16 protein-coding genes are annotated in these 25,896 nt (G+C 71.5%); 7 read left to right on the forward strand and 9 right to left on the reverse strand.

The window, feature by feature from the left end; translation table 11 throughout:
* Positions 1-17: 17 nt before the first annotated feature.
* Positions 18-695, forward strand: a complete 678-nt coding sequence (locus tag QFZ82_RS24515; protein WP_307715208.1) for an HAD family hydrolase — start codon at positions 18-20, stop codon at positions 693-695.
* A 39-nt stretch (positions 696-734) separates the two neighbouring features.
* Here the strand turns inward: QFZ82_RS24515 and QFZ82_RS24520 are convergent, their stop codons facing one another.
* Positions 735-1,307 carry a DJ-1/PfpI family protein gene (locus QFZ82_RS24520; protein ID WP_307715209.1) on the reverse strand — a complete coding sequence of 191 codons (573 nt, stop codon included), beginning with the start codon at positions 1,305-1,307 and terminating at the stop codon, positions 735-737.
* Positions 1,308-1,674: 367 nt separating this feature from the next.
* Here QFZ82_RS24520 and QFZ82_RS24525 point away from each other — a divergent pair, with 367 nt between their 5' ends.
* On the forward strand, positions 1,675-6,609 hold the full coding sequence (locus QFZ82_RS24525) for an NAD-glutamate dehydrogenase (protein WP_307715210.1): 4,935 nt from the start codon (positions 1,675-1,677) through the stop codon (positions 6,607-6,609).
* Positions 6,610-6,967: 358 nt separating this feature from the next.
* Here the strand turns inward: QFZ82_RS24525 and QFZ82_RS24530 are convergent, their stop codons facing one another.
* From QFZ82_RS24530 to QFZ82_RS24540, 3 genes are read right to left on the reverse strand one after another with little or no spacing between them, the layout of a single operon-like run.
* Positions 6,968-7,900, reverse strand: coding sequence for a serine/threonine-protein kinase (locus QFZ82_RS24530; protein WP_307715211.1), 933 nt, complete (start codon positions 7,898-7,900; stop codon positions 6,968-6,970).
* Between the two features lie 43 nt (positions 7,901-7,943).
* Entirely contained in the window at positions 7,944-8,723 is a 780-nt protein-coding gene (locus QFZ82_RS24535) for an ABC transporter ATP-binding protein (protein ID WP_307715212.1), read from the reverse strand.
* Positions 8,716-9,633, reverse strand: a complete 918-nt coding sequence (locus QFZ82_RS24540; protein ID WP_307715213.1) for an ABC transporter permease — start codon at positions 9,631-9,633, stop codon at positions 8,716-8,718. The genes QFZ82_RS24535 and QFZ82_RS24540 overlap by 8 nt, the downstream gene beginning before the upstream one ends.
* A gap of 118 nt (positions 9,634-9,751) precedes the next feature.
* Here QFZ82_RS24540 and QFZ82_RS24545 point away from each other — a divergent pair, with 118 nt between their 5' ends.
* From QFZ82_RS24545 to QFZ82_RS24565, 5 genes are all read left to right on the forward strand, one after another.
* Positions 9,752-10,369 (forward strand): TetR/AcrR family transcriptional regulator, encoded by a 618-nt coding sequence (locus tag QFZ82_RS24545; RefSeq protein WP_307717828.1) that lies wholly within the window; start codon positions 9,752-9,754, stop codon positions 10,367-10,369.
* A 156-nt stretch (positions 10,370-10,525) separates the two neighbouring features.
* Entirely contained in the window at positions 10,526-13,951 is a 3,426-nt protein-coding gene (locus QFZ82_RS24550; RefSeq protein ID WP_307715214.1) for a bifunctional glycosyltransferase/CDP-glycerol:glycerophosphate glycerophosphotransferase, read from the forward strand.
* A 175-nt stretch (positions 13,952-14,126) separates the two neighbouring features.
* Positions 14,127-15,332, forward strand: a complete 1,206-nt coding sequence (locus QFZ82_RS24555) for a hypothetical protein (RefSeq protein WP_307715215.1) — start codon at positions 14,127-14,129, stop codon at positions 15,330-15,332.
* A gap of 34 nt (positions 15,333-15,366) precedes the next feature.
* Positions 15,367-16,941, forward strand: a complete 1,575-nt coding sequence (locus tag QFZ82_RS24560; protein WP_307717829.1) for a bifunctional glycosyltransferase/class I SAM-dependent methyltransferase — start codon at positions 15,367-15,369, stop codon at positions 16,939-16,941.
* 34 nt (positions 16,942-16,975) lie between these two features.
* Positions 16,976-17,347, forward strand: a complete 372-nt coding sequence (locus QFZ82_RS24565; protein ID WP_307715216.1) for a hypothetical protein — start codon at positions 16,976-16,978, stop codon at positions 17,345-17,347.
* A 41-nt stretch (positions 17,348-17,388) separates the two neighbouring features.
* On the opposite strand, the gene QFZ82_RS24570 is transcribed toward QFZ82_RS24565, so the two are convergent.
* From QFZ82_RS24570 to QFZ82_RS24590, 5 genes are all read right to left on the reverse strand, one after another.
* Positions 17,389-19,635: a bifunctional glycosyltransferase family 2 protein/CDP-glycerol:glycerophosphate glycerophosphotransferase gene (locus tag QFZ82_RS24570; RefSeq protein WP_307715217.1), complete on the reverse strand. Its 2,247-nt coding sequence runs from the start codon at positions 19,633-19,635 to the stop codon at positions 17,389-17,391.
* Positions 19,636-19,656: 21 nt separating this feature from the next.
* The gene (locus tag QFZ82_RS24575; RefSeq protein WP_307715218.1) at positions 19,657-21,915 is read right to left on the reverse strand and encodes a bifunctional glycosyltransferase family 2 protein/CDP-glycerol:glycerophosphate glycerophosphotransferase; all 2,259 of its coding nucleotides are present in this window, start codon (positions 21,913-21,915) and stop codon (positions 19,657-19,659) included.
* 142 nt (positions 21,916-22,057) lie between these two features.
* The gene (locus QFZ82_RS24580; RefSeq protein WP_373429315.1) at positions 22,058-22,966 is read right to left on the reverse strand and encodes a carbohydrate ABC transporter permease; all 909 of its coding nucleotides are present in this window, start codon (positions 22,964-22,966) and stop codon (positions 22,058-22,060) included.
* A 198-nt stretch (positions 22,967-23,164) separates the two neighbouring features.
* Positions 23,165-24,511, reverse strand: a complete 1,347-nt coding sequence (locus QFZ82_RS24585) for a carbohydrate ABC transporter permease (protein ID WP_307715219.1) — start codon at positions 24,509-24,511, stop codon at positions 23,165-23,167.
* A gap of 4 nt (positions 24,512-24,515) precedes the next feature.
* Positions 24,516-25,871 carry an ABC transporter substrate-binding protein gene (locus QFZ82_RS24590; protein WP_307715220.1) on the reverse strand — a complete coding sequence of 452 codons (1,356 nt, stop codon included), beginning with the start codon at positions 25,869-25,871 and terminating at the stop codon, positions 24,516-24,518.
* Positions 25,872-25,896 lie beyond the last annotated feature (25 nt).

Here is a 25,896-nt window from a genome sequence, read left to right on the forward strand (position 1 = left end):
CGGTACCGTTTCTCGGCATGGGGAATTCGGGGCACCACAGCGCCCACCTGGTGTGGGACTGGAACGGCACACTGCTCGACGACATCGCCGCGGTCATCGAGGCGACCAATGCCGCCTTCGCGGAGACAGGGCTCGAGCAGATCACGCTCGAGCGCTACCGCGAGCTGTACTGCGTGCCCGTTCCGCGCTTCTACGAGCGGCTGATGGGCCGACTGCCCACGGACGCGGAGTGGCTCGTCATGGACGCCGCCTTCCACAAGCACTACTGGGCGAGGGCCGACGCGTGCGGTCTGGCGGCGGGCGCTGCCGAGCTGCTCGCGGGACGGCAGCAGTCCGGTCTGACACAGTCGCTGCTGTCCCTGGCCCCGCACGAGCATCTGATACCGATCGTGCGCCGGCACGGCATCGAGGAGCGGTTCGTCCGGGTGGACGGGCGCGTCGGCGCCTCGACCACGGGCAAGGCGGAGCACATGGTGCGCCATCTGGCCGCCTTGGAGGGCGTGACGCCGGACCGCGTCGTGGTCATCGGTGACGCGGTGGACGACGCCGTGGCAGCGGGCCACGTCGGGGCGAAGGCCGTGCTCTACACGGGCGGATCGCACAGCAGGGGCAGTCTGAAGAAGGCGGGGGTGCCGGTGGTGGACTCGCTGCACGAGGCCGTGGCCGTGGCGGAGGAGCTCGTGACGGCGGCGTAGCCGCCCGACCGGGGCCGGGCGGCGGCGTACGCCCGCCGGTCAGTCCCGCGTGACGGGCGCCTTCTCGCGCAGCACTTCGAGGAACGCGCGCATCCAGGCCGGGTGGTCCGGCCATGCCCGCGACGAGACGAGGGTGCCGTCGACGACGGCCTCCGAGTCCTTGAACGACGCTCCGGCCGCCTGCATGTCGAGTTCCAGAGCGGGGTATGCGGTCACGCGGCGGCCCTCCATGCCGCCGATCGCCGCCGTGAGCAGGGGACCGTGACAGATCTGCGCCACGGGCTTGTCCGCGTCGAAGAAGGCCTTGAGAATCTTGCGCAGCTCGGCGTCGTTGCGCAGGTACTCCGGGGCACGCCCGCCGGGGATGACGACGGCGGCGTACGCCCCGGTGTCGACCTCGGAGAAGGCCAGATCGGCGGGCCAGGTGTAGCCCGGCTTCTCGGTGTAGGTGTCGAAGCCCGGCTCGAAGTCGTGCACGACGAACTGGAGCTTCTTGCGGGTGGGGGCCGCGATGTGCACCTCGTACCCCTCCTCCAGCAGCCGCTGGTAGGGGTAGAGGACTTCGAGCGACTCGGCGGCGTCCCCGGTGACGATGAGGATCTTCGTGGTCATGGCTGCTCCCGGTGAGTGGTTGCCAGAAGGGCCTGTGTCGCTGTCCAGAGTGTCAAACTTCGGGGCCCTCTTTTGTACACATACGGCTCATGACGGTTCGGGGGTCAGGGGCGATAGCCTGGGGGCGTGATCAGCGCGATACGCCGTGGGGGCAGCGAAGCCCCCGGCCTGCGCCCGGAGCGCCACCGTGCCCGGGCGATACCTGATCTTCTCTGTCCGGCCTTCCCGCCTGAATCGGCTGAAAGCGGATCGGACATCTCTCATCGCGGCATAACGTCGACTGCGACCGGACACCCCGCGTCGTGGCGTTGCGTCGCAGCATCTTTCACCTACGTCACGCAACGGCGCGCGACAGGAGCCAGAGGACATGCAGACCAAGCTGGACGAAGCCAAGGCCGAGCTGCTCGCACGGGCTGCCCGGGTAGCTGAGAACAGCCCGGTCGGGGGGCACCTTCCGACTGGGGCCGAGCAGGGGAAGCGTCCCGACCGGGACACCGTGCTCTCGTTCCTCCAGCGCTACTACCTGCACACTGCTCCCGAGGACCTCACCGACCGTGACCCGGTCGATGTCTTCGGTGCGGCACTTTCCCACTACCGGCTCGCCGAAAACCGCCCCCAGGGCACGGCGAACGTCCGGGTCCACACCCCGACCGTGGAAGAGAACGGGTGGACCTGCAGCCACTCCGTCGTCGAGGTCGTCACCGACGACATGCCCTTCCTCGTCGACTCGGTCACCAATGAGCTCTCCCGGCAGGGCCGCGGCATCCACGTCGTGATCCACCCGCAGGTCGTCGTCCGCCGCGATGTGACCGGCAAGCTCATCGAGGTGCTGCCGGCCGAGCCGAGCGCCAAGGGCCTGCCGCACGACGCGCTGGTCGAGTCCTGGATCCACGTCGAGATCGACCGGGAGACCGACCGCGCCGACCTGAAGCAGATCACCGCCGACCTGCTGCGCGTCCTGTCCGACGTCCGCGAGGCCGTCGAGGACTGGGAGAAGATGCGCGACAGCGCGCTGCGCATCGCCGACGAGCTGCCGAACGAGCCGACCGCCGACGACCTGCGCGAGCAGGACGTCGAGGAGGCCCGCGAGCTGCTGCGCTGGCTCGCCGCCGACCACTTCACGTTCCTCGGCTACCGCGAGTACGAGCTCACCGACTCCGACGCGCTGGCCGCCGTCCCCGGCACCGGCCTCGGCATCCTGCGCTCCGACCCCCACCACAGCGAGGACGAGGCGCACCCGGTCAGCCCCTCGTTCAGCAGGCTGCCCGCCGACGCCCGGGCCAAGGCCCGTGAGCACAAGCTGCTCGTCCTGACGAAGGCCAACAGCCGTGCCACCGTGCACCGGCCGTCCTACCTGGACTACGTCGGCGTCAAGAAGTTCGACGCCGAGGGCAACGTCGTGGGCGAGCGCCGCTTCCTCGGCCTGTTCTCCTCCGCCGCGTACACCGAGTCCGTGCGCCGCGTCCCCGTCATCCGCCGCAAGGTCGACGAGGTCCTCCAGGGCGCCGGCTTCGCGCCCAGCAGTCACGACGGCCGCGACCTGCTGCAGATCCTGGAGACGTACCCGCGCGACGAGCTGTTCCAGACCCCGCCCGACGAACTGCGCGAGATCGTCACCAGCGTCCTCTACCTGCAGGAGCGCCGCCGGCTGCGGCTGTACCTGCGCCAGGAGGAGTACGGGCGGTACTACTCGGCCCTCGTCTACCTGCCGCGCGACCGCTTCAACACCACCGTCCGCGAGCGCCTGACCGGCATCCTCAAGGAGGAGCTGGGCGGCACCAGCGTCGACTTCACCCTCATGAGCACCGAGTCGGTGCTCACCCGGCTCCACTTCGTCGTGCGCGTCGCGACCGGCACCGAGCTGACCCACCTCACCGACGCCGACAAGGAGCGCATCGAGGCCCGGCTGGTCGAGGCCGCCCGCTCCTGGGCCGACGGCTTCGCCGAGGCGCTCAACGCGGAGACCGGCGAGGAGCGCGCCGCCGAGCTGCTGCGCAAGTACAGCAACGCCTTCCCCGAGGGCTACAAGGCAGACCACTCGCCGCGCTCCGCCGTCGCCGACCTGGTCAACCTGGAGCAGGTCACGAGCTCCGGCCGCGACTTCGCGCTCTCCCTGTACGAGCCGGTGGTCGCCGCGCCGGGCGAGCGCCGCTTCAAGATCTACCGGATCGGCGACCAGGTCTCCCTCTCCGCCGTGCTGCCGGTCCTCAACCGGCTCGGCGTCGAGGTGATCGACGAGCGTCCGTACGAGCTGCGCTGCGCCGACCGTACCCACGCGTGGATCTACGACTTCGGCCTGCGCATGCCGAAGTCCGACGGCAACGGCGACTACCTCGCCGACGACGCCCGCGAGCGGTTCCAGGACGCGTTCGCCGCGGTGTGGACCGGCCAGGCCGAGAACGACGGCTTCAACTCCCTGGTGCTGGGCGCCGGGCTGAGCTGGCGCCAGGCCATGGTGCTGCGCGCGTACGCGAAGTACCTGCGCCAGGCCGGCTCGACCTTCAGCCAGGACTACATGGAGGACACCCTCCGCAACAACGTCCACACCACCCGGCTGCTGGTCTCCCTCTTCGAGGCCCGGATGTCGCCGGAGCGCCAGCGTGCGGGCACCGAGCTGACCGACGGCCTGCTGGAGGAGCTGGACGGCGCGCTCGACCAGGTCGCCTCGCTCGACGAGGACCGTATCCTGCGCTCCTTCCTCACCGTCATCAAGGCGACGCTGCGCACCAACTTCTTCCAGAAGACGGAAGACGGCGGGCCGCACGGCTACATGTCGATGAAGTTCGACCCGCAGGCCATCCCGGACCTGCCCGCCCCGCGCCCCGCCTTCGAGATCTGGGTGTACTCGCCGCGCGTCGAGGGCGTGCACCTGCGCTTCGGCAAGGTCGCGCGAGGCGGTCTGCGCTGGTCCGACCGGCGCGAGGACTTCCGTACGGAGATCCTCGGCCTGGTCAAGGCGCAGATGGTCAAGAACACCGTGATCGTGCCGGTCGGCGCGAAGGGCGGCTTCGTCGCCAAGCAGCTCCCAGACCCGTCCGTGGACCGCGACGCCTGGCTCGCCGAGGGCATCGCCTGCTACCGGACCTTCATCTCGGCGCTGCTCGACATCACCGACAACATGGTCGCGGGCGAGGTCGTTCCGCCGGCGCAGGTCGTCCGGCACGACGAGGACGACACCTACCTGGTGGTGGCCGCCGACAAGGGCACCGCGTCGTTCTCCGACATCGCCAACGAGGTCGCCGTCTCCTACGACTTCTGGCTCGGCGACGCCTTCGCCTCGGGCGGCTCGGCCGGTTACGACCACAAGGGCATGGGCATCACGGCCCGCGGCGCGTGGGAGTCCGTCAAGCGGCACTTCCGCGAGCTGGGCCACGACACCCAGACACAGGACTTCACGGTCGTCGGCGTCGGCGACATGTCCGGTGACGTGTTCGGCAACGGCATGCTGCTGAGCGAGCACATCCGGCTCGTCGCGGCCTTCGACCACCGGCACATCTTCATCGACCCGACGCCGGACGCGGCCGTCTCGTACGCCGAGCGGCGCAGGCTCTTCGAGCTGCCGCGCTCGTCGTGGGCGGACTACAACACGGAGCTGCTGTCGCACGGCGGCGGCATCCACCCGCGCACCGCCAAGGCGATCCCGGTCAACGCGGCGATGCGCGAGGCACTGGGCATCGACCCGGGCGTCTCCAAGCTGACGCCCGCCGAGCTGATGCAGTCCATCCTCAAGGCGCCGGTCGACCTGCTGTGGAACGGCGGCATCGGCACGTACGTCAAGGCGTCGACCGAATCGCACGCCGATGTCGGCGACAAGGCCAACGACGCGATCCGCGTCAACGGCGAGGACCTGCGCGTCCGCGTCGTCGGCGAGGGCGGCAACCTCGGTCTGACCCAGCTGGGCCGTATCGAGTTCGACCGCCACGGGGGCAAGGTCAACACGGACGCGATCGACAACAGCGCCGGTGTGGACACCTCCGACCACGAGGTGAACATCAAGATCCTGCTCAACGGGTTGGTCACGGACGGCGATCTGACCGTCAAGCAGCGCAACCAGCTGCTGGCGAAGATGACCGACGAGGTCGGCGCGCTCGTCCTGCGCAACAACTACGCGCAGAACGTCGCCCTCGCCAACGCGGTCACGCAGTCGCCGTCCCTGCTCCACGCCCACCAGCGCTTCATGCGGCGCCTCGAGCGGGACGGGCACCTGGACCGGGCGCTGGAGTTCCTGCCCAACGACCGCCACATCCGGGAGCTGCTGAACGCCGGCAAGGGGCTCAGCCAGCCGGAGCTTGCCGTGCTGCTGGCGTACACCAAGATCACGGTGGCCGACGAGCTGATCCGTACGTCGCTGCCGGACGACCCGTACCTGCGCCGGCTGCTGCACGCGTACTTCCCGAAGCCGCTGCGCGAGCAGTACGGCGACGCGATCGACGCGCATGCGCTGCGGCGCGAGATCATCACGACCGTGCTGGTCAACGACACGGTGAACACCGGTGGTTCGACCTTCCTGCACCGCCTGCGGGAGGAGACCGGCGCGTCGGTCGAGGAGATCGTGCGGGCGCAGACCGCGGCCCGCGAGATCTTCGGTCTCAGCACGGTGTGGGACGCGGTGGAGGCGCTGGACAACACGGTCGCCGCCGATGTCCAGACGCGTATCCGGCTGCACTCGCGCCGGCTCGTCGAGCGCGGCACGCGCTGGCTGCTGGGCAACCGGCCGCAGCCGCTGGAGCTGGCCGAGACCGTCGACTTCTTCGCCGAGAGGGTGGAGGACGTGTGGGCCTCGCTGCCGAAGATGCTGCGCGGCGCGGACCTCGAGTGGTACCAGAGCATCCTGGACGAGCTCACCTCGGCGGGTGTCCCGGAGGACGTCGCACTGCGGGTGGCCGGGTTCTCGTCGGCGTTCCCGACGCTGGACATCGTGGCGATCGCGGACCGTACGGGTCAGGAGCCGCTGGCGGTGGCCGAGGTGTACTACGACCTCGCCGACCGGCTCTCGATCACCCAGCTGATGGACCGGATCATCGAACTGCCGCGGGCGGACCGCTGGCAGTCGATGGCCCGCGCCTCGATCCGCGAGGACCTGTACGCGGCGCACGCGGCGCTGACGTCGGACGTCCTGTCGGTGGGCAACGGCAGCGCGACGCCGGAGGAGCGGTTCAAGGCCTGGGAGCAGAAGAACGCGGCGCTGCTGGGGCGGGCGCGGTCGACGCTGGACGAGATCCAGGGGTCGGACACGTTCGATCTGGCGAATCTGTCGGTGGCGATGCGGACGATGCGGCAGTTGCTGCGGATGCACCGCTGAGGGCTGTGGGCGGGGTGGTGTTCCCCACCCCGCCCCTTCCCGTGACTGGGGCTGCGCCCCAGGCCCCCGTGGGAGGTGTGGCTGAGGCCCCACGCCCCCGGTGGCGGCTTCGCGTCGCGTGCCTGCGGGTCTGGCTTGCGCCAGGCGCCCTCACGCGCCGCGCGCGGTGTTGACGCCGCCGTGCCCACTGGGACGGCGGCTTCGCGTCGCGGGCGCGGTGCGGATCCGGCTTGTGCGGGTGCGTTTCCTGACAGGTGTGGGTGCTTCGCCGTGCATGCCATCGGTATGCGGGTCCTGACGGCCCCGCCCCGGCGGCGGCTTCGCGCCCGCGCGTGAGGACCCGTTCCGGCGGCTTGAATCAGCGCCAGGGGGATGTGCGGGGGTCCGGGGGGAAGGTGGAGCGGTGGATCGCGGTGACCGCCGCTGTTACGGACGGCGGTAGCCAGTCCGGGGAGTGGTGGGGCGGCGTGCACAGCGACGCCACGTCGGCGGCCGGCGGGCGGTCCTCCGTGCGGGGCGCGAGCGTCGCCGTCAGGAGGCGGCGCAGCGGTTCGGGGTGGGCGCTCAGGTCCGGGGGCTCGTGGGCCGTGCCCGCGATGCGGGTCGCGACGACCAGGCCGCCGCCCTCGCCGTACGGGTGGCGTCCCGTCGCAGCCTCCGCGGCGACGAGGCCGAGCGTGAACACGTCCGACGCGGGCGTCAGCGCACGGCCCAGCGCATGTTCCGGGGACATGTACTTCGGCGTCCCGACCATCCGCCCCACCGTCGTCAGCGCGGACGTGCTGTCCGCGGCCCGCGCGATGCCGAAGTCGAGCAGCCACGGTCCCCGCTCGGTCAGCAGCAGGTTGGCGGGCTTCACGTCCCGGTGGATCAGCCCGGCCGCGTGCACCGCGCTCAGCGCCCGCGCCGCGCAGGCCGTCAGCCGCAGGACGCAGTCGAGCGGGAGCGGCCCGAACTCGCCGAGCGCCTCGTCGAGCGGCAGGCCGGGCACGTAGCGGGTGGCGAGCCACGGGCGTTCCGCGTCCGCGTCGTGGTCCATGACGGGCACCAGATGGTGGCCCTGGACCGTGTGCGCCGCCTCCACCTCGCGGGCGAAGCGGCGCCGGAACTTCTCGTTCTCGGCGTGCTCGCGGCGGATCAGCTTCAGCGCGACGGGCAGACCGTCGTCGCGGCCGCGGGTGAGGAAGACCGTTCCCATGCCGCCTTCGCCGATACGCGCCGTGAGGACGTACCCCGCGATCTCCCGCGGATCCTCGTCCCGCAACGGCTCCGGACCACGCGTGCCCCTCATCCCGACCCCCTCGCCGACGGCAGGGGAGCCTACCCCGCCGCCGTCACTTCCTCCCTCCGGTGAACTCCTCGTACGCCGCCACGACTTCCTTCGCGGGCCCGTCCATCCGCAGGACTCCCGCCTCCAGCCAGATCGCGCGGTCGCAGGTCTCGGTGATCGTCGAGTTGCTGTGGCTGACCAGGAACACCGTGCCCGCCTCCTCGCGCAGCTCCTCGATGCGCTGCCGGCTGCGGCGGCGGAAGCGGGCGTCGCCCGTGGACAGGGCCTCGTCGATCAGCAGGACGTCGTGGCTCTTGGCGGCGGCGATGGAGAAGCGCAGCCGGGCGCCCATGCCGGAGGAGTACGTGCGCATCGGCAGCGAGACGAAGTCGCCCTTCTCGTTGATGCCCGAGAAGTCGACGATGTCGTCGTACCGTTCGCGGATCTGCCGGCGGGTCATGCCCATCGCGAGGCCGCCGAGGACGACGTTGCGTTCGCCGGTGAGATCGGACATCAGGGCCGCGTTGACGCCGAGGAGCGAGGGCTGGCCGTGGGTGAAGACCTTGCCCTTCGCGGTGGGCAGCAGCCCCGCGATGGCCTTGAGCAGGGTGGACTTGCCCGAGCCGTTGGAGCCGATGAGGCCGATCGCCTCGCCCTTGTACGCGGCGAAGCTGACGCCCTTGACGGCGTGCACCTCGCGCACACCGGGCGTGGCGCGGCGGGAGACGATCCGGCTGAGCGCGGAGGTGGCGCTGCCCCTGCCGGTGCGGGCGCCGTTGACCTTGTACGTGATGTGGACGCCGTCGACGACGACGGTGGGGACGCGCTCTGCCGGATCAGCCACGGCCGTACTGCTCCTCTGCCTTCCAGAAGTACAGGAAACCGCCGGCGCCTGCGAGCACGGCCCAGAGCAGGGCGGCGGCCCACACGTGCGGGGGCAGCCGGTCGGCGGTGAAGGACTCGATGAACGCGAAGCGCACGAGGTCGATGTAGAGCGCGGCCGGGTTGTACCGGATCAGGACGGCCACGAGGTGGGGCAGCCGGTCGCTGCCGAGGACCTTGTCGATGGACCACATCACGCCGGACGCGTACATCCAGGTGCGCAGGACGAACGGCATGAGCTGAGCGACGTCGGGGGTGCGGGCGGCGATCCGGGCCATGGCCATCGACAGGCCGGTGTTGAACGTGGCCTGGAGGACGAGCGCGGGGATCGCGAGCAGCCAGGAGCCCCTCGGGAACTCGCCGAAGCAGAACAGGATCGCGACGAGCGCGCCGAGCGAGAAGAGCAGCTGCTGCAGCTGTTGGAGGGCGAGGGCGATGGGCAGGGAGGCGCGGGGGAAGTGCAGCGCGCGCACGAGCCCGATGTTGCCGGAGATGGCGCGGGTGCCGGCCATGATCGAGTTCGCGGTGAACGTCCAGATGAAGACGCCCGTGACGAGGAACGGCACGAAGTCGGGGACGTCGTCGCCGGTGCCGAGCAGCTTGCCGAAGATCAGGTAGTAGACGGCGGCGTTGAGCAGCGGGGTCGCGAGCTGCCAGACCTGCCCGAGGCGCGCCTGGCTGTACTGGGCCGTGAGTTTGGCCGTGGCGAAGGCGGTGATGAAGTGCCGCCGCGACCAGAGCCGGCGGATGTACGCGCCGAGGGAGGGCCGGGCACCGCTGACGGTCAGGCCGTGGCGGGCGGCGAGCGCGGCGAGGTCGGTGGGCGGAGCGGGGGCGGCCGGGGACGGCCGGGAGGCGGTGGCTGTGGTCACGCGGGGTCGCTTTCGTGGTGACGGCGGAAAGCAGTTTCGACGGAACGGGACCGTATCGTCGCTACGGCGAGAGTAGGACGGTCGCGCGTCGGAACGCAACCGTTTCGTCGTGACGGGTATGATTCCGGCCATGCCTACGGACTCCGGAACCCCGCGCCGCGCCCCGGCAGGAGCCGCCGTGCTCCGCGAGGAGGTGACCGACGCGATCCGCAAAGCCGTCTTCGAGGAACTGGCGGCGGTCGGCTTCGCGCGCATGTCGATCGAGGGGATCGCGCGACGGGCGGGCGTCGGCAAGACGGCCGTCTACCGCCGCTGGAAGTCGAAGCTGTCGCTGGTGCTGGACCTGGTCTCGGCCGTCGCCGTCCAGGGTCTGCCCGCACCGTCGACCGGCTCCCTCCACGGAGACGTACGAGCGCTGCTGGAAGTGGCGGCTCACGCGCTGCGCCACCCCGTCGCCTCGCAGGTCATCCCCGACCTGCTGGTGGAGTCGGCGCGCCACCCCGAGATCTCGGACGCGATCAAGGCGGCCCTGCTGGACAGCCAGCAGGGCGTGGCGGCGGTGGTCGTCCGTGAAGCGGTCGCACGGGGCGAACTCCCCGAGGGCACGGACCCGGACAGGGCCCTCGACCTGATCGTGGGACCGCTGTACTGGCGGCTGGTGGTGGTGCGCGGCGGGCTGCCGAAGGGATACCTGGACGGGCTGGCGAGGGCGGCGGTGGCGGCGCTGCAGTCGTGACGCCCCGGCAGGGCGCACCGCGGGTCCGTCCTCGGCGCACGCGCACCCGGTGCGCGCCCCCGGGATCACCCGTTCGGCGCAGGGCGCGGTGACCCTCGGGCGGTGGGCCGGTTGTCCTGCGCAGCAACCCCGCGCTCTTGAACGGACGTGTTCACCATGCCGATTCGGCTCAGCGTCGTCGTCCCCGTCCACAATGTGGAGGACTATCTCGAGGAGTGCCTGCGCTCCCTCGCCGAGCAGAGTCTGCGGGACGTCGAGGTCGTCATGGTCGACGACGGCTCCACCGACGGCAGCGGTGACATCGCACGGCGCTTCGTCGCGGAGGATCCGCGGTTCACGCTCGTCTCGCAGGAGAACGCCGGGCTCGGAGCCGCGCGCAACGCCGGGATCGGGCGGGCGCGCGGCGAGTTCCTGGCGTTCGTCGACAGCGACGACGTCGTGCCGGCCGACGCGTACGAGAAGATGGTCGGCTCGCTCGACGCCTCGGGGTCCGACTTCGCCACCGGCAACGTCCACCGGCTGCGGGCCGGCGGCAGGACGCAGCAGTCGCCCATGTTCCGCGAGCCGATGGCGACCTCCCGTACCGCCACGCACGTCACCCGGGACTGGGCGCTGCTGTACGACCGCATCGCCTGCAACAAGGTCTTCCGCAGGGACTTCTGGGACCGGAACTCCTTCGCCTTCCCCGAGGGCGTCCTCTTCGAGGACATCCCCGTCGTCGTCCCGGCGCACTTCCTCGCCCGCTCCGTCGACGTCCTGCACGACACGGTCTATCTGTGGCGCGACCGCGACGGGTCGATCACCACCCGCAGGGCCCGGCCGGAGGCCGTGCGGGACCGGACCGCCTCCGTCACCGCGGCACGCGGCCTCCTGGGCGGCGAGGCGCGCCGGCGCTACGAGGCGAGCGTTCTCGCCAGTGACCTGATGCTCTTCATGGACGCCCTGCCCGACGGCGACGACGACTACCGCGAAGCCTTCCTCCGGCACGCGGGGGACTTCGTGACCAGCGTGTCCCGGCCCGTCCTGGAGGGGCTCGCGCTGCACCAGCGCGTCAAGTGGCAGCTGGTCCGCGAACGGCGCCTCGCCGAACTCCTCGCGCTCCTCGCCTTCGAGAAGAAGGAGGGCCGCGACGTCTTCCGCATCCGCGGTCCGCGCGCCCGCCGCGCCGAATACCCGGCGCTCACCGCGCCCCTCCCGCGCGGCGTCGACCGGCCCGCCCCCGCCGACCTGCCGGTCCTGTCCGACATCACCGAGGCGGTGTGGCGGGACGGAAAGCTGCACCTCAAGGGCTACGCGTACGTTCGCAACCACCCGGCGGGCGAGCGACGGCCCCGCACGTTCGCCTGGCTGCGGTCCGGGCGCAGACGGGTGGTCCCGCTGCGGCTGCGTCCCGCGGACGTGCCCGAGGCGAACGCCGGCTCCCGCCAGAGCCTGCATCCGTACGACCGGGCGGGCTTCGAGGCCGTCGTCGATCCGGCCCGGCTGAGGACCGGCACGTGGAACCTCGAGGTCGGCATCCTCGCGGCCGGGACGCTGCGCCGCGGCCCTCTGCGACTGCTCGGCAGCCGGGCGGCCCCCGCCGTCCACGATGTGGGCGACGAGCTGCGCATCGTTCCCGAGCTGTCCGGCGACAAGCTGCGCCTGAAGGCGGAACGCGTCGCGGCCAGGCTCACCGCCCACGGGGCCACGGACGACGGCGTGCGGATCGAGGGGATCGCCACCGGCCCCGCCCCGACCGCGGTGCGGCTGCACAACCGCCACACGGGGGAGGAGCGCGAGGTGCCCGTCGTCCCCGGCCCGTCCGGCGCCTTCACCGCCGACATCGCCCTCACGAGCGCGGGAGCCGACGCACCGCGCACCTCGCCCTGGACCGTCCGCCTCGTCCGCGCCGACGGCAGCCGGGTGCCCGTCGCCGTCCCGCGTACGACCGCACCCGGGCGGTACGGGCTGGGCGACCCGGCCCGGGAGCTCGCCGTCACCGCGAGCGCGGCGGGCAACCTCGTGCTGAGCGACCAGTGCCCCCAGCCCGTGGTCGACGCCTTCTCCTGGACCCCCTCCGGCGAACTCGTCGTCGAGGGCGGCTTCCCGCAGCACGCCCTGCGGCGGCCGGAGCTGGTGCTCCAGCACAGCGGTTGCCAGGAGGAGGCCGTCTTCGCGCACGAGCTGCGCGACGGCCGCTTCCGCGCCGTCGTCGCCCCCGCCGCCGTCGACGGGCCCGGCGGCGAACTGCCGCTGGCCGAGGGCCGGTGGTTCCTGTTCTTCCGCGAACGGGGCGAGAGCGACCCGGCGTGCTACGCCCCCGTGCGCCTCGCGTTCGCCGAGCACGCCGCCGTACCCTCCGTGCGGAGCATGCGGGGGCGCGACTTCGCGCTCGACCGCCGCTACCACGACCAGCTCCTCGTGGAGTCGGGCCCGGTCCTCGGCGCCCGCGAGCGCGGCGGTGTGGCAGAGCGGCGGATGCGGGAGCGGTTCGCCACCCTGCGCGGCGGCCCCCGGCGCGAAACCGTCCTGTTCAGCAGCTTCGACGGCCGCCAGTTCTCCGACTCGCCGCGCGCCGTCCATGAGGAACTGCTGCGCCGCAAGAGCCCGTTCGAGCACCTGTGGGTGGTGCGCGACCAGCAGGCCGGGCTGCCCGCAGGCGTGCGGGCCGTCCCCCACGGCGGCGCCGAGTGGCACGAGGAACTGGCCACAGCCCGGGTGGTCGTGACCAACACCCAGCTGCCCGAGTGGTTCGAGCGCGGCACCGACCAGTTCGTGGTGCAGACCTGGCACGGCACACCGCTCAAGCGCATCGGCCGGGACCTGCTGGGCACCTCCCAGGCCAACCGGCCCTACATCGAGTCTCTTCCGGCCCGCGCCGCGCAGTGGAGCGTGCTCGTCTCGCCCAACCGCTTCTCCACCCCCGTCCTTCGCCGCGCCTTCGGCTACGACGGCGAGGTCGTCGAGTCCGGCTACCCGCGCAACGCCCTGCTGCACGCCGAGGACCGGGCCAAGGTCGCCGCGAGCGTCCGCGAGCGCCTGGACCTCCCCGAGGACAGGACCGTCGTCCTGTACGCGCCGACCTGGCGCGAGGACCGCGCCAAGGGCGGCGGCCGCTACGCGCTCGACCTCCGGCTCGACCTCGCCGCCGCACGCGCCGCGCTCGGCGACAGCCATGTGCTGCTCGTGCGCCGCCACTACCTGGTGGGCGACCGGCTGCCCGACACCGGCGGCTTCGCCCGCGACGTCTCGCGCCATCCCGACGTCGCCGAACTGATGCTGGTGAGCGACGTGCTGGTCACGGACTACTCCTCGCTGATGTTCGACTTCGCGCAGACCGGCCGCCCCATGCTGTTCCACACCTACGACCTGGAGCACTACCGGGACGCGCTGCGCGGCTTCTACTTCGACTTCGAGAAGCAGGCCCCCGGGCCGCTCGTCGCCGACGGCGCCGAGCTGATCGAAGCGCTGCGCGACCCGGCCGCGGCGACCGCCGGTCACGAGGAGGCGTACGCGGCGTTCTGCCAGGTGTTCTGCGACCTCGACGACGCGAACGCCGCCGCCACGGTCGCCGACCGGATCCTGAAGGAGACCGCGCCCTGAGGGAATGGACCTTCCGGGTGATTCGCGTGCCGGGACTTTGCCAAAGATCGCAGCGCAGTCAACTGTCCAGCATTCAGTGTGTTTATCGGTTGCCAGCCGCCGACGTCGACGATTGCTACGTTCGGCGGCCATGGACCTGCGAAAGCGAACGAAAACGAGAACGGGAACGCCCGACGTGCGCCGGGCGCGATCCGTCGTCCTCACCGTGTCGGCACTCGCCTTCGTCGCGAAAATGGTTCTTGCCGCACAGACACGCGGCCCCGCCGACGTCCGGTTCTTCGACGCGTTCGCCCGGGCGATCGCCCAGGTCGGCCCCGTGCGCATCTACGAACACCCGATGCCGCGCCTGCCCGTCTACAACCATCCGCCGCTCGCGAGCTGGATGCTCCTCGGGCTCGACGAGCTGGACCGGCTGGGAATTCCCTTCGCGGTTCTGATCCGTACGCCCGCCTGCCTCGCCGATTTCGTCTCCGCCGTTCTCGTATTCGAGATCCTCCGCCGCCGGAGGTCCACCGGAACGGCCATGGCGTGCGCCCTCGGCTGCGCCCTCAGCCCCGTTCTCTTCGCCACGTCCGGATATCACGGCAACACCGATTCGGTCGCCGTCATGTTCGCCGTTCTCGCCGCCCACCTCCTCGCCGACCGCAGGGCACCGCTCGCCGCGGGGATCTGCGCCGCCGTCGCGGTGAGCATCAAGCTCATCCCGGTCGTCGCGATCCCCGCCCTGCTCGTGGCGGCCTTCCGCGCCGGGCGCCCCGTCCTCGTACGCTTCGCCGCCGGCCTCGCCGCCGTCATGCCGGTGCTGTGGGGGCCGGTGCTCGTGACCGTGCCGGAGCCGCTGCGCCAGAAGGTCCTCGAATACGAGGGCGGGCGGGCGAGGCTCTGGGGCTTCGTACGGTTCGCCGACTGGGCGGGCGCCTCCGACGCGTTCATCGTCGCCCTCCACAGCGACTTCAGCCTCCTGTTCGTGCTCGTGTGCATGGCGGCCGGTGTCTGGCTCGCGTGGGTGCGGCCCACCGCGCCCGCCTACGCGGTCGCCCTGTCGCTCACCCTGCTGCTTCTGCTCAGCACCGGTTCGGCCGTCCAGTACCTCGCCTGGCCGGTGGTCGGCCTGTGCCTGTTCGGCCTCTGGGAGGGCGCCGCGTTCGGCGTGGTCGTCGGTGTCGTCACGGTGTGCGTGTACTCGGGACCCAGCGCCGTCCGCTGGAACGACTGGGCGCTGAACCTCGCCGCCCTCGGCTGGCTGCTGCTCGCCGCCGGGATCGTGACCGGCCTGCGCCGCGTGCTCGCCGAGCCGCCCCCGGCGCTCCCGCACCGGACGCTGCCCGTGGTGGCGCCCAGGGAGAAGAGCCCGTCCGCCCCCGCATCCCCTGTCAACTGAAGCGAACCGACGAAAGAGTAGAGAAGCGCTGGTGATGGAGAGCACGCTGGAGAGCTCGCGGACCGCCCCCCACGGCGGCCGGCCGGCCGGCCCGGGACCGCGGATCGGCATCCTCGTGGTGGCGTACAACGCCGAGGCCACGCTGGAGAAGACGCTCGACCGCATCCCGAAGGACTTCCGGTCCCGCATCGCCGAGATCCTCATCCTCGACGACGCGAGCAGCGACGAGACGTTCACGGCGGGCTGCCGCTGGTCGCAGCTGCAGGGCATGCCGCCGACCGTCGTCATGCGGCACACCAAGAACCTCGGCTACGGCGGCAACCAGAAGGCGGGCTACGCCCTGGCCGCCGAGCGCGGACTCGACATCGTCGTCCTGCTGCACGGCGACGGCCAGTACGCCCCCGAGCTGCTGCCCGACATGGTCGCCCCCATCGAACGCGGCGAGTGCGAGGCGGTGTTCGGCTCGCGGATGATGAACCCGGGCAGCGCGCTCAAGGGCGGTATGCCGTTCTACAAGTGGCTCGGCAACCGCGTCCTCACCCGCTTCGAGAACGGGCTGCTCGGTTCCCGGCTCAGCGAGTTCCACTCCGGGTACCGCGCCTACAGCGTCGCCGCACTGCGCCGGCTGCCCATCGACCGCAACACCGACGCCTTCGACTTCGACACCCAGATCGTCGTCCAGCTGATCGACGCGGGCATGCGGATCCGCGAGATCCCCATCCCCACCTACTACGGCGACGAGATCTGCTACGTCAACGGCATGCGCTACGCCAAGGACGTGGTCAAGGACGTGCTCGAATACCGGCTCGCGCTCAAGGGCTTCGGCACCTGCCCGTGGATCCCCAAGCCCGTCGAGTACGCCTTCAAGGAGGGCGACGGCTCCTCGCACTCGGCGATCCTGCGGCTCATGCGCACGATGCCGCCCGGCCGCGTCCTCGACGTCGGCTGCTCCGGCGGCCTGTTCGCCGAGCGCCTGGAGGCCCTCGGCCACACCGTCACCGGCCTGGACTTCGTCGAGATTCCGGGCGTACGCGAGCGCTGCACCGACTTCGTCCTCGCCGACCTGGAGGAGGGCCTGCCGCCGGACATCGCCGCCGACTACGACTACGTGATCGCCGCGGACGTCATCGAGCATCTCTCCCGGCCCGAACGCGTCCTGTCCGGCCTGCGGGACGTCCTGCGCCCGGGCGGCCGTCTGCTGCTCTCCGTACCGAACTTCAGCCACTGGTACGCACGGCTGCGCGTCGTCCTCGGGGCGTTCGGGTACGACCGGCGCGGCATCCTCGACGAGACGCATCTGCGCTTCTTCACCCGCGCCAGCCTGCGCCGCACGGTGCGGGCCGCCGGCTACGACGAACTGCGGCTCACCGCCACCGGGGCGCCGTTCTGGTCCGTGCTCGGCGGTGGACCCGTGGCGAAGGTCCTGGGCGGGGCGTCCCGGCTGCTGACCCGTGTGCGGCCGACACTCTTCGGCTACCAGTACGTCGCAGTGCTCACCCCGCATGCGGCGCAGACGATCATCGCCGGGGAGCACGTCGATGTCCAAGACATTCTCAACCGCCAGTACGTCCCCGCCGAGCGGGCCGACCGCGTGGGCGCCACGACCTGAGCCGAAGCCCCGGCCCCCGCGCAGGAGGAAGATCTTGACGCTGTCCAGCCTGTTGCTGCTGCTCTTCGCGGTGTTCTCGTCGGCGGGCGGCCAGATCATGCTCAAGCACGGCATGCGGTCCGCCGCCGCGGCCGCCCAGCACGGCGGCGGCTCGCTGGTGATGCGGGCCGCCACGACCCCGTGGGTCGTCATCGGACTGGTCGTCTTCGCCGTCTCCGCGGTGGCGTGGATGTCGACGCTGGCCCGCGTGCCGCTGAACATCGCGTACCCCTTCAACGCCCTGGGGTACCTGCTGATCGTCCTCGCGAGCTCCACCGTGCTGCACGAGCGGACGTCGCCGTGGACCTGGGGCGGCTCGCTGATGGTGGTGGCGGGACTGGTGACGGTGATGGCCGGCCAGCAGTGACGACGGGCGGCTCGGGCGAGAGGACCGAGCCGCCCGTCGGCTCAGACCGCCGTCCCGGCCGGTGCCTCGCTCTGCTCGGCCGCCGCCTGCCGCGGGAGCGCCACCGCGCCCCGCTCCTCGGGCGGCGTCACCGGAAGCAGCTCCCGTTCCCCCAGCAGCACGTGGCGCACCACGCGCTCGGCCGCCCGGCCGTCGTCGAACGCGCAGAAGCGGGCCCGGAAGGCCGCGCGCAGCCCGGCGTTCGCCGCGCTGTTCCAGGTGCCGTCCGTGAAGACGCGGATCAGCTCGTCGGTGCTGCGGGTGACCGCTCCGGGGGTGTCTCCCGGGGCCCCCGACAGCAGGTCGAAGCAGACGCCCCGCACCGCGCGGTAGATCTCCCAGTCGGGGGCGTGCACCACGATGGGCCGGTCCAGGTTGGCGTAGTCGAACATCACGGAGGAGTAGTCCGTGACCAGCGCGTCCGCGGCCAGGCACAGCTCCTCGGTGCTCGGATGGCCGGAGACGTCCATGATGCCCGGGTGTGCGCCGAGTCCGCTGCCGTCGTGGAAGTAGTGGGCCCGGATCATGAGCACCGTGTCCTCGCCCAGCTCCCGCGCGATCCGGGCGAGGTCGAGCCGGCAGGTGTAGCCGCGCTCGTGGTCGCGGAAGGTCGGCGCGTACAGGACGGCGCGCTGTTCGGGGCGGATGCCCAGCGAGGCGCGAACGGCGGCGACCTGCTCGGGCGTGGCGTTCACGAGGACGTCGTTGCGGGGGTAGCCGGTCTCCAGGTGGCGCACGGCGCTCGGGTAGGCGCTCGTCCATGCCTCGGTGGAGTGCGGGTTGGACGACAGACTGACGTCCCAGCGGTCGACGCGGTGCAGCAGATCGGGGAAGTTGAGACCCTGCGCGGCCGCCGGGTACTGGTACTGGCCCACGCCCATCACCTTCAGCGGAGTCCCGTGATGGGTCATCACATGGATCTGACCGCGACGCTTCACCACCTGGTTGGGGAAGTTGACGTTGCTGATGAAGTACGTGGCGCGGGCCATGACCGCCCAGTAGCGGCGCGAGCCCGGCACGACGTGGTCCACGCCGGGCGGGAGGGAGGCGGCCGCCTTCTTCGACACCACCCACACCCCGTGGACGTCAGGGGCGAGCTCGGCGGCCTTGTGGTAGATGGCCGCCGGGTTGCAGCTCATGCCGCGGTTCCAGTACGCGCTGTACACGGCGAGCCGGGGGTCCAGCGGGCGCAGCCGGTGGAGCCGGTACAGCACGGGGAGCACCCTGCGTGCCAGCCGGGACCGGCCCCCGGCCGCCGCGGCCCGCATCCCGCGCCGCACGATGAGCGCCGCGTCGAACCCGCGCAGCGCGGCCGTCCGGCCGCCGGCGAGGAGCCGCAGCCGCAGCGAGGCGAGGCCGCCGGGCGGCCGGTACCCGCGGGGCCGGTACTCCCGGTGGAAGGCGGCCACGGCCCGCACGTACGCGCGCCGGCGGCGTGAGACCTCCGCGTACGTCTCCAGCAGGTGCTGCGAGGCCAGCTGGAACAGCGGGGCGTGCACCCCTGCGAAACGCGGCGTGCCGCGCAGGGCGTCGAACAAGTCGCAGAACTGCTCGACCACGTCGTGCGGGGCGACCCTCTCCGCGGGGTCGTCGAGCCCGGGGACGTACCGCCGCCGGCGGTGCTCGACGCAGGGGACGGGCAGCGCGGCGACGGTCTCCGCCGTCGCGAGCGTGCCGAGCGCGTACATCCGGTCCCCGTACGGGCCGGGGGCGAAGGGCACCTGGCCGCTCTGGTGGAAGTCGCGGCGGACCGCGCGGTTCCAGCAGACGGCCGCGACCCCGAGCAGTTCCGGGCGGCCGGCGAGCGTGCACAGGTCGGTGTCGCCCATCTCCGTCAGCAGCTGCAGCGAACGGCTCGGCAGCGGCAGTCCCCGGAACGGCCTGCGGACATGCCCGAACAGCAGCACGTCCGGGTCCTTCGCCGTCTCCAGCCGGTCCGCGATCAGCTGGAGCGCGCCGGGCAGCAGGACGTGGGAGCCCTCCAGGAACAGCAGGTAGTCGCCCGTCGCGCGCTCGGCGCCCGCCGTGCGGCGGCCGTCCGAGCCCGCCGGTTCGGCGAGGTGCACGGCGCGCACGCGGGGGTCACGGGCGGCGATCTCGTCGAGCAACTGCCCCGAGCCGTCCGGTGATCCGTCGGCGACCCCGATGATCTCGACATCGGCGAACGACTGCGTCAGTACCGATTCGAGGCACTCGCGCAGGCTTCCGCGCACTCGACGGACAGGGACGACGATGCTCAGGCGGGGCATGAAGGCTCTTTCTCGTACAGGTCACAGGGGGCGGGCGGAGAGCGGGGCGCCGGTGGCGGGCCGTGGGCAGGGCAGCTGCGGGACGGCCCCGGCCGGCGGGACCGGGATCCGTTCGGCCGGCGGGACGAAGGCGGGCAGGCCCCCGGTCTCGTTCAGGAAGACCCGCCGTACGACACGCTCCGCCGCGTGGCCGTCGTCGTACGGGCAGAACCGCTCCCGGAACGCGGCCCGCAGCTGGGCCGAGCGCGAGCCGCGCCAGTGGCCCGTGGTGAAGATGTCGATCAGCTCCTCCTCGGTGCGGGCCACCGCGCCCGGCGGGCACGTGCGCACGTCGAAGTAGGTGCCGCGGGCCGCCTGGTAGGCGTCCCAGTCGGAGGTGTGCAGCACGATCGGGCGGTCCAGGCCCGCGTAGTCGAACATCAGGGACGAGTAGTCGGTGACGAGGGCGTCCGAGGCGAGCGCCAGGGATTCGACGCTCGGATGTCCGGAGACGTCCACGACCCGGTGAGCCGCTCCGAACGCGTTGCCGTCGGCGAGGTAGTGGGCGCGGGCGAGCACCACGAAGCGGTCGCCGAGCGCGTTCGCGAGCCGCGCCGGGTCCAGGGGCGGCCGCTGGGTGCGGCGGTAGTCGCGATGGGTGGGCGCGTACAGGATCGCGGTGCAGCCCTCCGGGACGCCGAGCGCGGCGCGCAGCCGGACCACGTCGGCGGGCGTGGCCCGGTGGAAGACGTCGTTGCGGGGGTAGCCGTACTCGAGGACGGTGCGGGCCGCGGGGTACGCGCGCTCCCACACGAGCGTCGAATGCCGGTTGGCGGACAGGGAGTAGTCCCACTTGTCGGCGTTCGCGAGCAGCTGCTCGAAGTCCATGTCACGCGCCGCGGCCGGGCGTTCGCGAAGATCGATGCCCATCGTCTTCAGCGGGGTGCCGTGGTGGGTCTGGAGCATGATCTGACCGGGGCGCTTGACCATCCGGCGGTCGAAGTTCACGTTGTTGACCAGGTACTTGGCGCGGGCGAGCGCCGACCAGTGGGCGAACGAACCAGGCCGCAGACGCCGTGTCGCCGCCGGAATCGTGTGCTGGTGGGCGGGGTCCGCGATCCAGGCGGTGCGGATGTGCGGTGCGAGGTCGCGGACCTTCTCCTCGATCGCGGCCGGATTGCACGCGTAGCCGCGGTTCCAGTACGCGGAGAACACGGCCAGGTCCTTGCGGACGGGCAGCCTCAGCTGGATGCGGTAGTGCACCCGCACCGCGGCGGCGTGCAGCACCCGGCGGCCGGCGCCCGCGACGCGGCGGGCCCGCGCGCGCAGCAGGTCCGTCGTCCACAGCAGGCGGTAGACGCGGTGGCAGCCGTGCCGCATCAGCACGTGCCGAAGCCGCCCGCGCAGCGAGGGACGCGCCCCCGGCGCGCGGTGGCGGGCGCAGTGCGCGCGGGCGCGGCGGAAGAACTCGGGGCGGCTGCCGCGGGGCAGCCGGCCGCGGGTGGTGGCGAGTGTCGAGAAGTGGTCGACCATGCGGCAGAACAGGACGCCCCGCCAGTGCGCGAGCTCCGGCCGCGCGTCGAGGAACGCGAAGACGCGGTCGTACTGGTCGAAGATGTCGAAGTGCCTGCGGCTCGTGGTGGCGAGGATGTTGCCGCCCTCCCGGCGCTGGCGGTAGTGCACGCACACCCGGTCCAGAGTGGCGACGGTGGACGCCGCCAGCAGCGCCGGATACGTGAACGGGGTGTCCTCGTAGTAGCCCGGCGGGAAGGCCAGCCGCTCGCGCTCGACGAACTCCCGCCGGTACGCCTTGTTCCAGGCCACCATCAGCAGTTTCAGCAGCCCGGGCCGGTCCTCCAGACGGAACGTCGCCGGCTCCTGCTCGCTCAGCAGCGCGGCGAACTTGTTCCGTGTGATCTCACCGGTCCAGTAGGTGCGGGCGTAGTCGTAGACCAGGACGTCGGGCTCGTCCGTGTGCTTGAGCCGGTCGGCGATCGCCTGGAGCGCGCCGGGTACGAGGGTGTCGTCACTGTCCAGGAAGATCACGTACTCGCCGCACGCGCGGGCGAGTCCGGCGTTGCGCGCACCGCCCAGGCCCGCGTTCTCCGGCAGGTGCACGGCCCGCACGCGCGGGTCGCGCGCCGCGGCCTCGTCGATGATCGCACCGCAGGAGTCCGGCGAGCAGTCGTCGACGGCGATCAGTTCGAGGTCGTCGAAGCTCTGACTCAGCACCGAGTCAAGGCATTCGTGCAGGTAGGCCTGGACCTTGAACGCGGGCACGATGACGCTGAACCGGGGCACGGCACATCCAAGGGTCGGCGCGGGCAGATGGCCCGAAAACGGCCAATGGGGTGACTTGGTTACGCCGCACGTGGCATCCGGGGGACGAACGCGTGAAGGCGGCCCGGTTACGGGGAACCGGGCCGCCTCCTGTGCACGAGGGTCACTTGACGGCGCCCGCCATGACGCCCGAGACGAACTGCCGCTGGAAGGCGAAGAACACGACCAACGGGATGATCATCGACACGAACGCGCCGGGCGCGAGCACGTCGATGTTGTTGCCGAACTGCCGTACCTGGCGCTGGAGCGCGACCGTGATCGGCGCGGACTCGGAGTCCGCGAAGATCAGCGCGACCAGCATGTCGTTCCACACCCACAGGAACTGGAAGATGCCGAGCGAGGCGATCGCCGGTCCGCCCAGCGGCATCACGACCCGGGTGAACAGGCGGATCTCGCCCGCTCCGTCGAGCCGGGCCGCCTCCAGCAGCTCCCGGGGGATCTCCGCGAAGAAGTTGCGCAGCAGGAAGATCGCGAAGGGCAGGCCGAAGGCGACGTGGAAGAGGATCACGCCGATCGTCGTCTCGAAGATGCCGATGAGACCGAAGAGTTCGGACACCGGAACGAGCGCGACCTGTACGGGGACGACGAGGAGCCCCACGACGACCATGAACCACCAGTCGCGGCCCGGGAACTCCATCCACGCGAAGGCGTATCCGGCGAGCGCTCCGATCGCCACGACGAGCACGGTGGCCGGGACGGTGATCAGGACGGTGGAGACGAGGGAGCCGGTGATGGCCTCGTTCTCCAGGAGGCGGGAGTAGTTCTCGGTGGTGAGCTGGGCGGGTGCGGTCAGCACCTCCCACCAGCCGCTCGCGGCGATGTCACCGGGGCTGCGGAGGGAGGAGAGCAGCAGACCGACGGTCGGCATCAGCCAGAACAGGGCGGCGAGGACGAGGAAGACACGCATCACGCCGCCACCGGTGCGGGCGGCGATGCGGGTGGCGAGGGACTGCTTCGCCTTGACGGGCGCAGCGCTCGTGCCGGCCGTGCCGGTGCTGCTCATGGTGCTCATCGCCCGGCCTCCTTCCGCATCCGCCGGATGTTGCTGTGCTTGCCCGGGGGGCGACCCCCGGTCCCCCGGCAGGGGCCGGGTGCGGTGTGGCGCGTGTTCATCGCCCGGCCTCCTTCCGCATCCGCCGGATGTTGCTGTGCTTGCCCGGGGGGCGACCCCCGGACCCCCGGCAGGGGCCGGGTGCGGTGTGGCGCGTGCTCATCGCCCGGCCTCCTTCCGCATCCGCCGGATGTTGAAGAACATCACCGGCAGCACCAGCAGGAGCAGCAGGACCGCGATCGCGCTGCCGAGCCCGAGGTTCGCGTCCGTGCCGAACGACGAGCGGTACAGCTGGAGCGCGAGCACGTTCGCGTCGTCCTGCGAGGAGCCCGGCGCGATGATGAACACCAGGTCGAAGATCTTCAGCACGTTGATCATCAGCGTCACCAGCACCACCGCGAGCACGGGCGCCAGCAGCGGCACCGTCACCCTGCGGAAGACCTGCCACTCGTTCGCGCCGTCCACGCGGGCCGCCTCCAGCAGTTCGCGCGGCACGCTCGCCAGCCCCGCCGCGATCAGGACCATCGCGAAGCCGGCCCACATCCACACATAGCTGCCGATGATCGCCGGGGTGACGAGGCCCGGGCCGAGCCAGTTCACGCCGTTGTACGGCTCGCGGAAGTTCTCCGCGGGCAGCCGCAGCAGCGCGCCCTCCGCCGAGGAGGGCAGGGTGAACCGCCCGTCCGCACCGGCCCGCGCCTCCGCGACGACCTTGCCGTCCTTGACCGCCTCCACCTTGATGCCTTTGAGCCCGAGTTCCCTGGCGTCGACGACGTTCGGCTTTCCGCCGCCGCCCCGGGTGAAGTCCAGCCACGCCGTGCCGTTGATCCCGTCACCGCCGGCCTCCGGCGCCTTCGCGGGCTCCGCGTCCGACGGCATCTTCGCGGGCGCCACCCCGACCAGCGGCAACTGGACGGGCGTCCCGGCCGAGACCGGCTCCTTGGTGACGAACGAACCGCCGCCGCCCGCCTTCAGCGGATGCGCGGGCAGCGGATGCGCCTTGGGGAAGCCCGCGGACTCGTTGAACGTGTCGTGCACGCCCACCCAGACCGCGTTGGCGACCCCGCGCTCGGGGTCCTGCTCGTACACCAGCCGGAAGATGATGCCCGCGGCGAGCATCGAGATCGCCATCGGCATGAAGACGATCAGCTTGAACGCCGTGCCCCAGCGGATCCGCTCCGTGAGCACGGCGAAGATCAGGCCGAGCGCGGTGGACACGGTCGGAGCCACGACCACCCAGATCGCGTTGTTCTTGACGGCGGTCAGGATGGTGTCGTCGGTGAAGATCTCCCGGTAGTTCCCCAACCCGGCGAAACCGCTGCCGGACTGGTCGAAGAACGACCGGTAGATCGAGTACCCGATCGGGTAGACCACGAGCGCGCCCAGCAGCACGAGCGCGGGCAGCAGGAAGCCCGCCGCCACGACTTTACGTGTGCCTGTCACGCTCTTGCGAGTACCGGCGGGGGGCGCCGGACGGGCCGGCCCCCCCGCTGTCGCGGCCGTCACGGCTTCAGTCCTGGTACGCCTTGGCCGCGTCGGACTCCAGCCGCTGCTGGGTGCCCGCGATGTCCTTCGGGTTCTTCAGGAAGTCCTGGAGCGCCTTCCACTCGCCCTTGCCGGGCGTGCCGCCGAACGACTGCGGCATCTGGTCCGACATGTCGAAGCGGAAGTCGTCGCCCGCGGCGATCAGCGCCTTGGCGATGTCGCGCTGCACGTCGTTCGGGTACGCGGCCACGTCGAGGGACTTGTTCGGCGAGATGAAGCCGCCCGCCGCCGCCGAGATCGCCGCCGCGTCGGGCGAGGCGAGGAACGTCAGCAGCGCCTGTGCTCCCTTGCTGTCCTTGAGCGCCACCGCCGCGTCGCCGCCGGTCACCACGGGCGCCTCCGCGCCGACCGCGGGGAACGGGAACACCTTCGCGTCGCCGCCGATCTCCGCGTCCGTCTGCGCGATGTTGACGGTGACGAAGTCGCCCTCGAAGACCATCGCGGCCTTGGGCTGGTCACCGCCGCTGAACGTCTGCGTGACGGAGGCGGGGAACTCGGTCTGGAGCGCGCCGTCCGCGCCGCCCGCGATCAGGGACGGCTTGCCCCACAGCTGCGCGAGCGTGGTGAGCGCGTCCTTCACGGACGGGTCGGTCCACTTGATCTCGTGCTTGGCGAGCTGGTCGTACTTCTCCGGTCCGGCCTGGGAGAGGTAGACGTTCTCGAACCAGTCGGTGAGGGTCCAGCCGTCCGCGCCCGCGATCGAGACCGGCGTGACGCCGGACGCGGAGATCGTCTCCGCCGTCGAGAGGAAGTCCTTCCACGTCTTCGGCTCGCCGGCGCCCGCGTTCTCGAAGACCGCGTTGTTGTACCAGATCAGGGACTTGTTGGCGGCCTTGTAGTAGACGCCGTACTGGGTGCCGTCCACGGCTCCGAGGTCCTGCCAGCCCTTCGAGTAGTTCTTCGCGAGCTGGGCCTTCGCCTCGGGCCCGACGGGCTTGGCCCACTTGCGCTGGACGGCCTGCTGGATCGCGCCGACCTGCGGCAGCATCGCCACGTCCGGCGGACTGCCGCCCGCGATCTTCGTACCGAGGAAGTTGACGATCGGGTCCTGGGCGGGAACGAAGGTGACCTTCGCGCCCGTGCGCTTCTCGAACTCGTCCAGGACCTTGGTGAAGTTCTCCTGCTCCGGTCCGCTCCAGACGGCCGCGACCTGGATGTTCTCGCCGTCCAGCTTGGGCAGTTGGACGGTCGTCGCCGGCTTCGTGGTCTCGTCGCCCTTGGGCCGGCCGGCGTCGCTGTCGCCGCCGCATCCGGTGAGGGCGAGCGCGCCGATGGCGGCGAACGCCACCGCGGCCCTGCTCGTACGAAGAGTTGTGCGCATTGCTGCCCCGTCTCTCCTGTGCGCT

This window comes from Streptomyces sp. V4I23, assembly GCF_030817975.1.
Classification (GTDB): domain Bacteria; phylum Actinomycetota; class Actinomycetes; order Streptomycetales; family Streptomycetaceae; genus Streptomyces.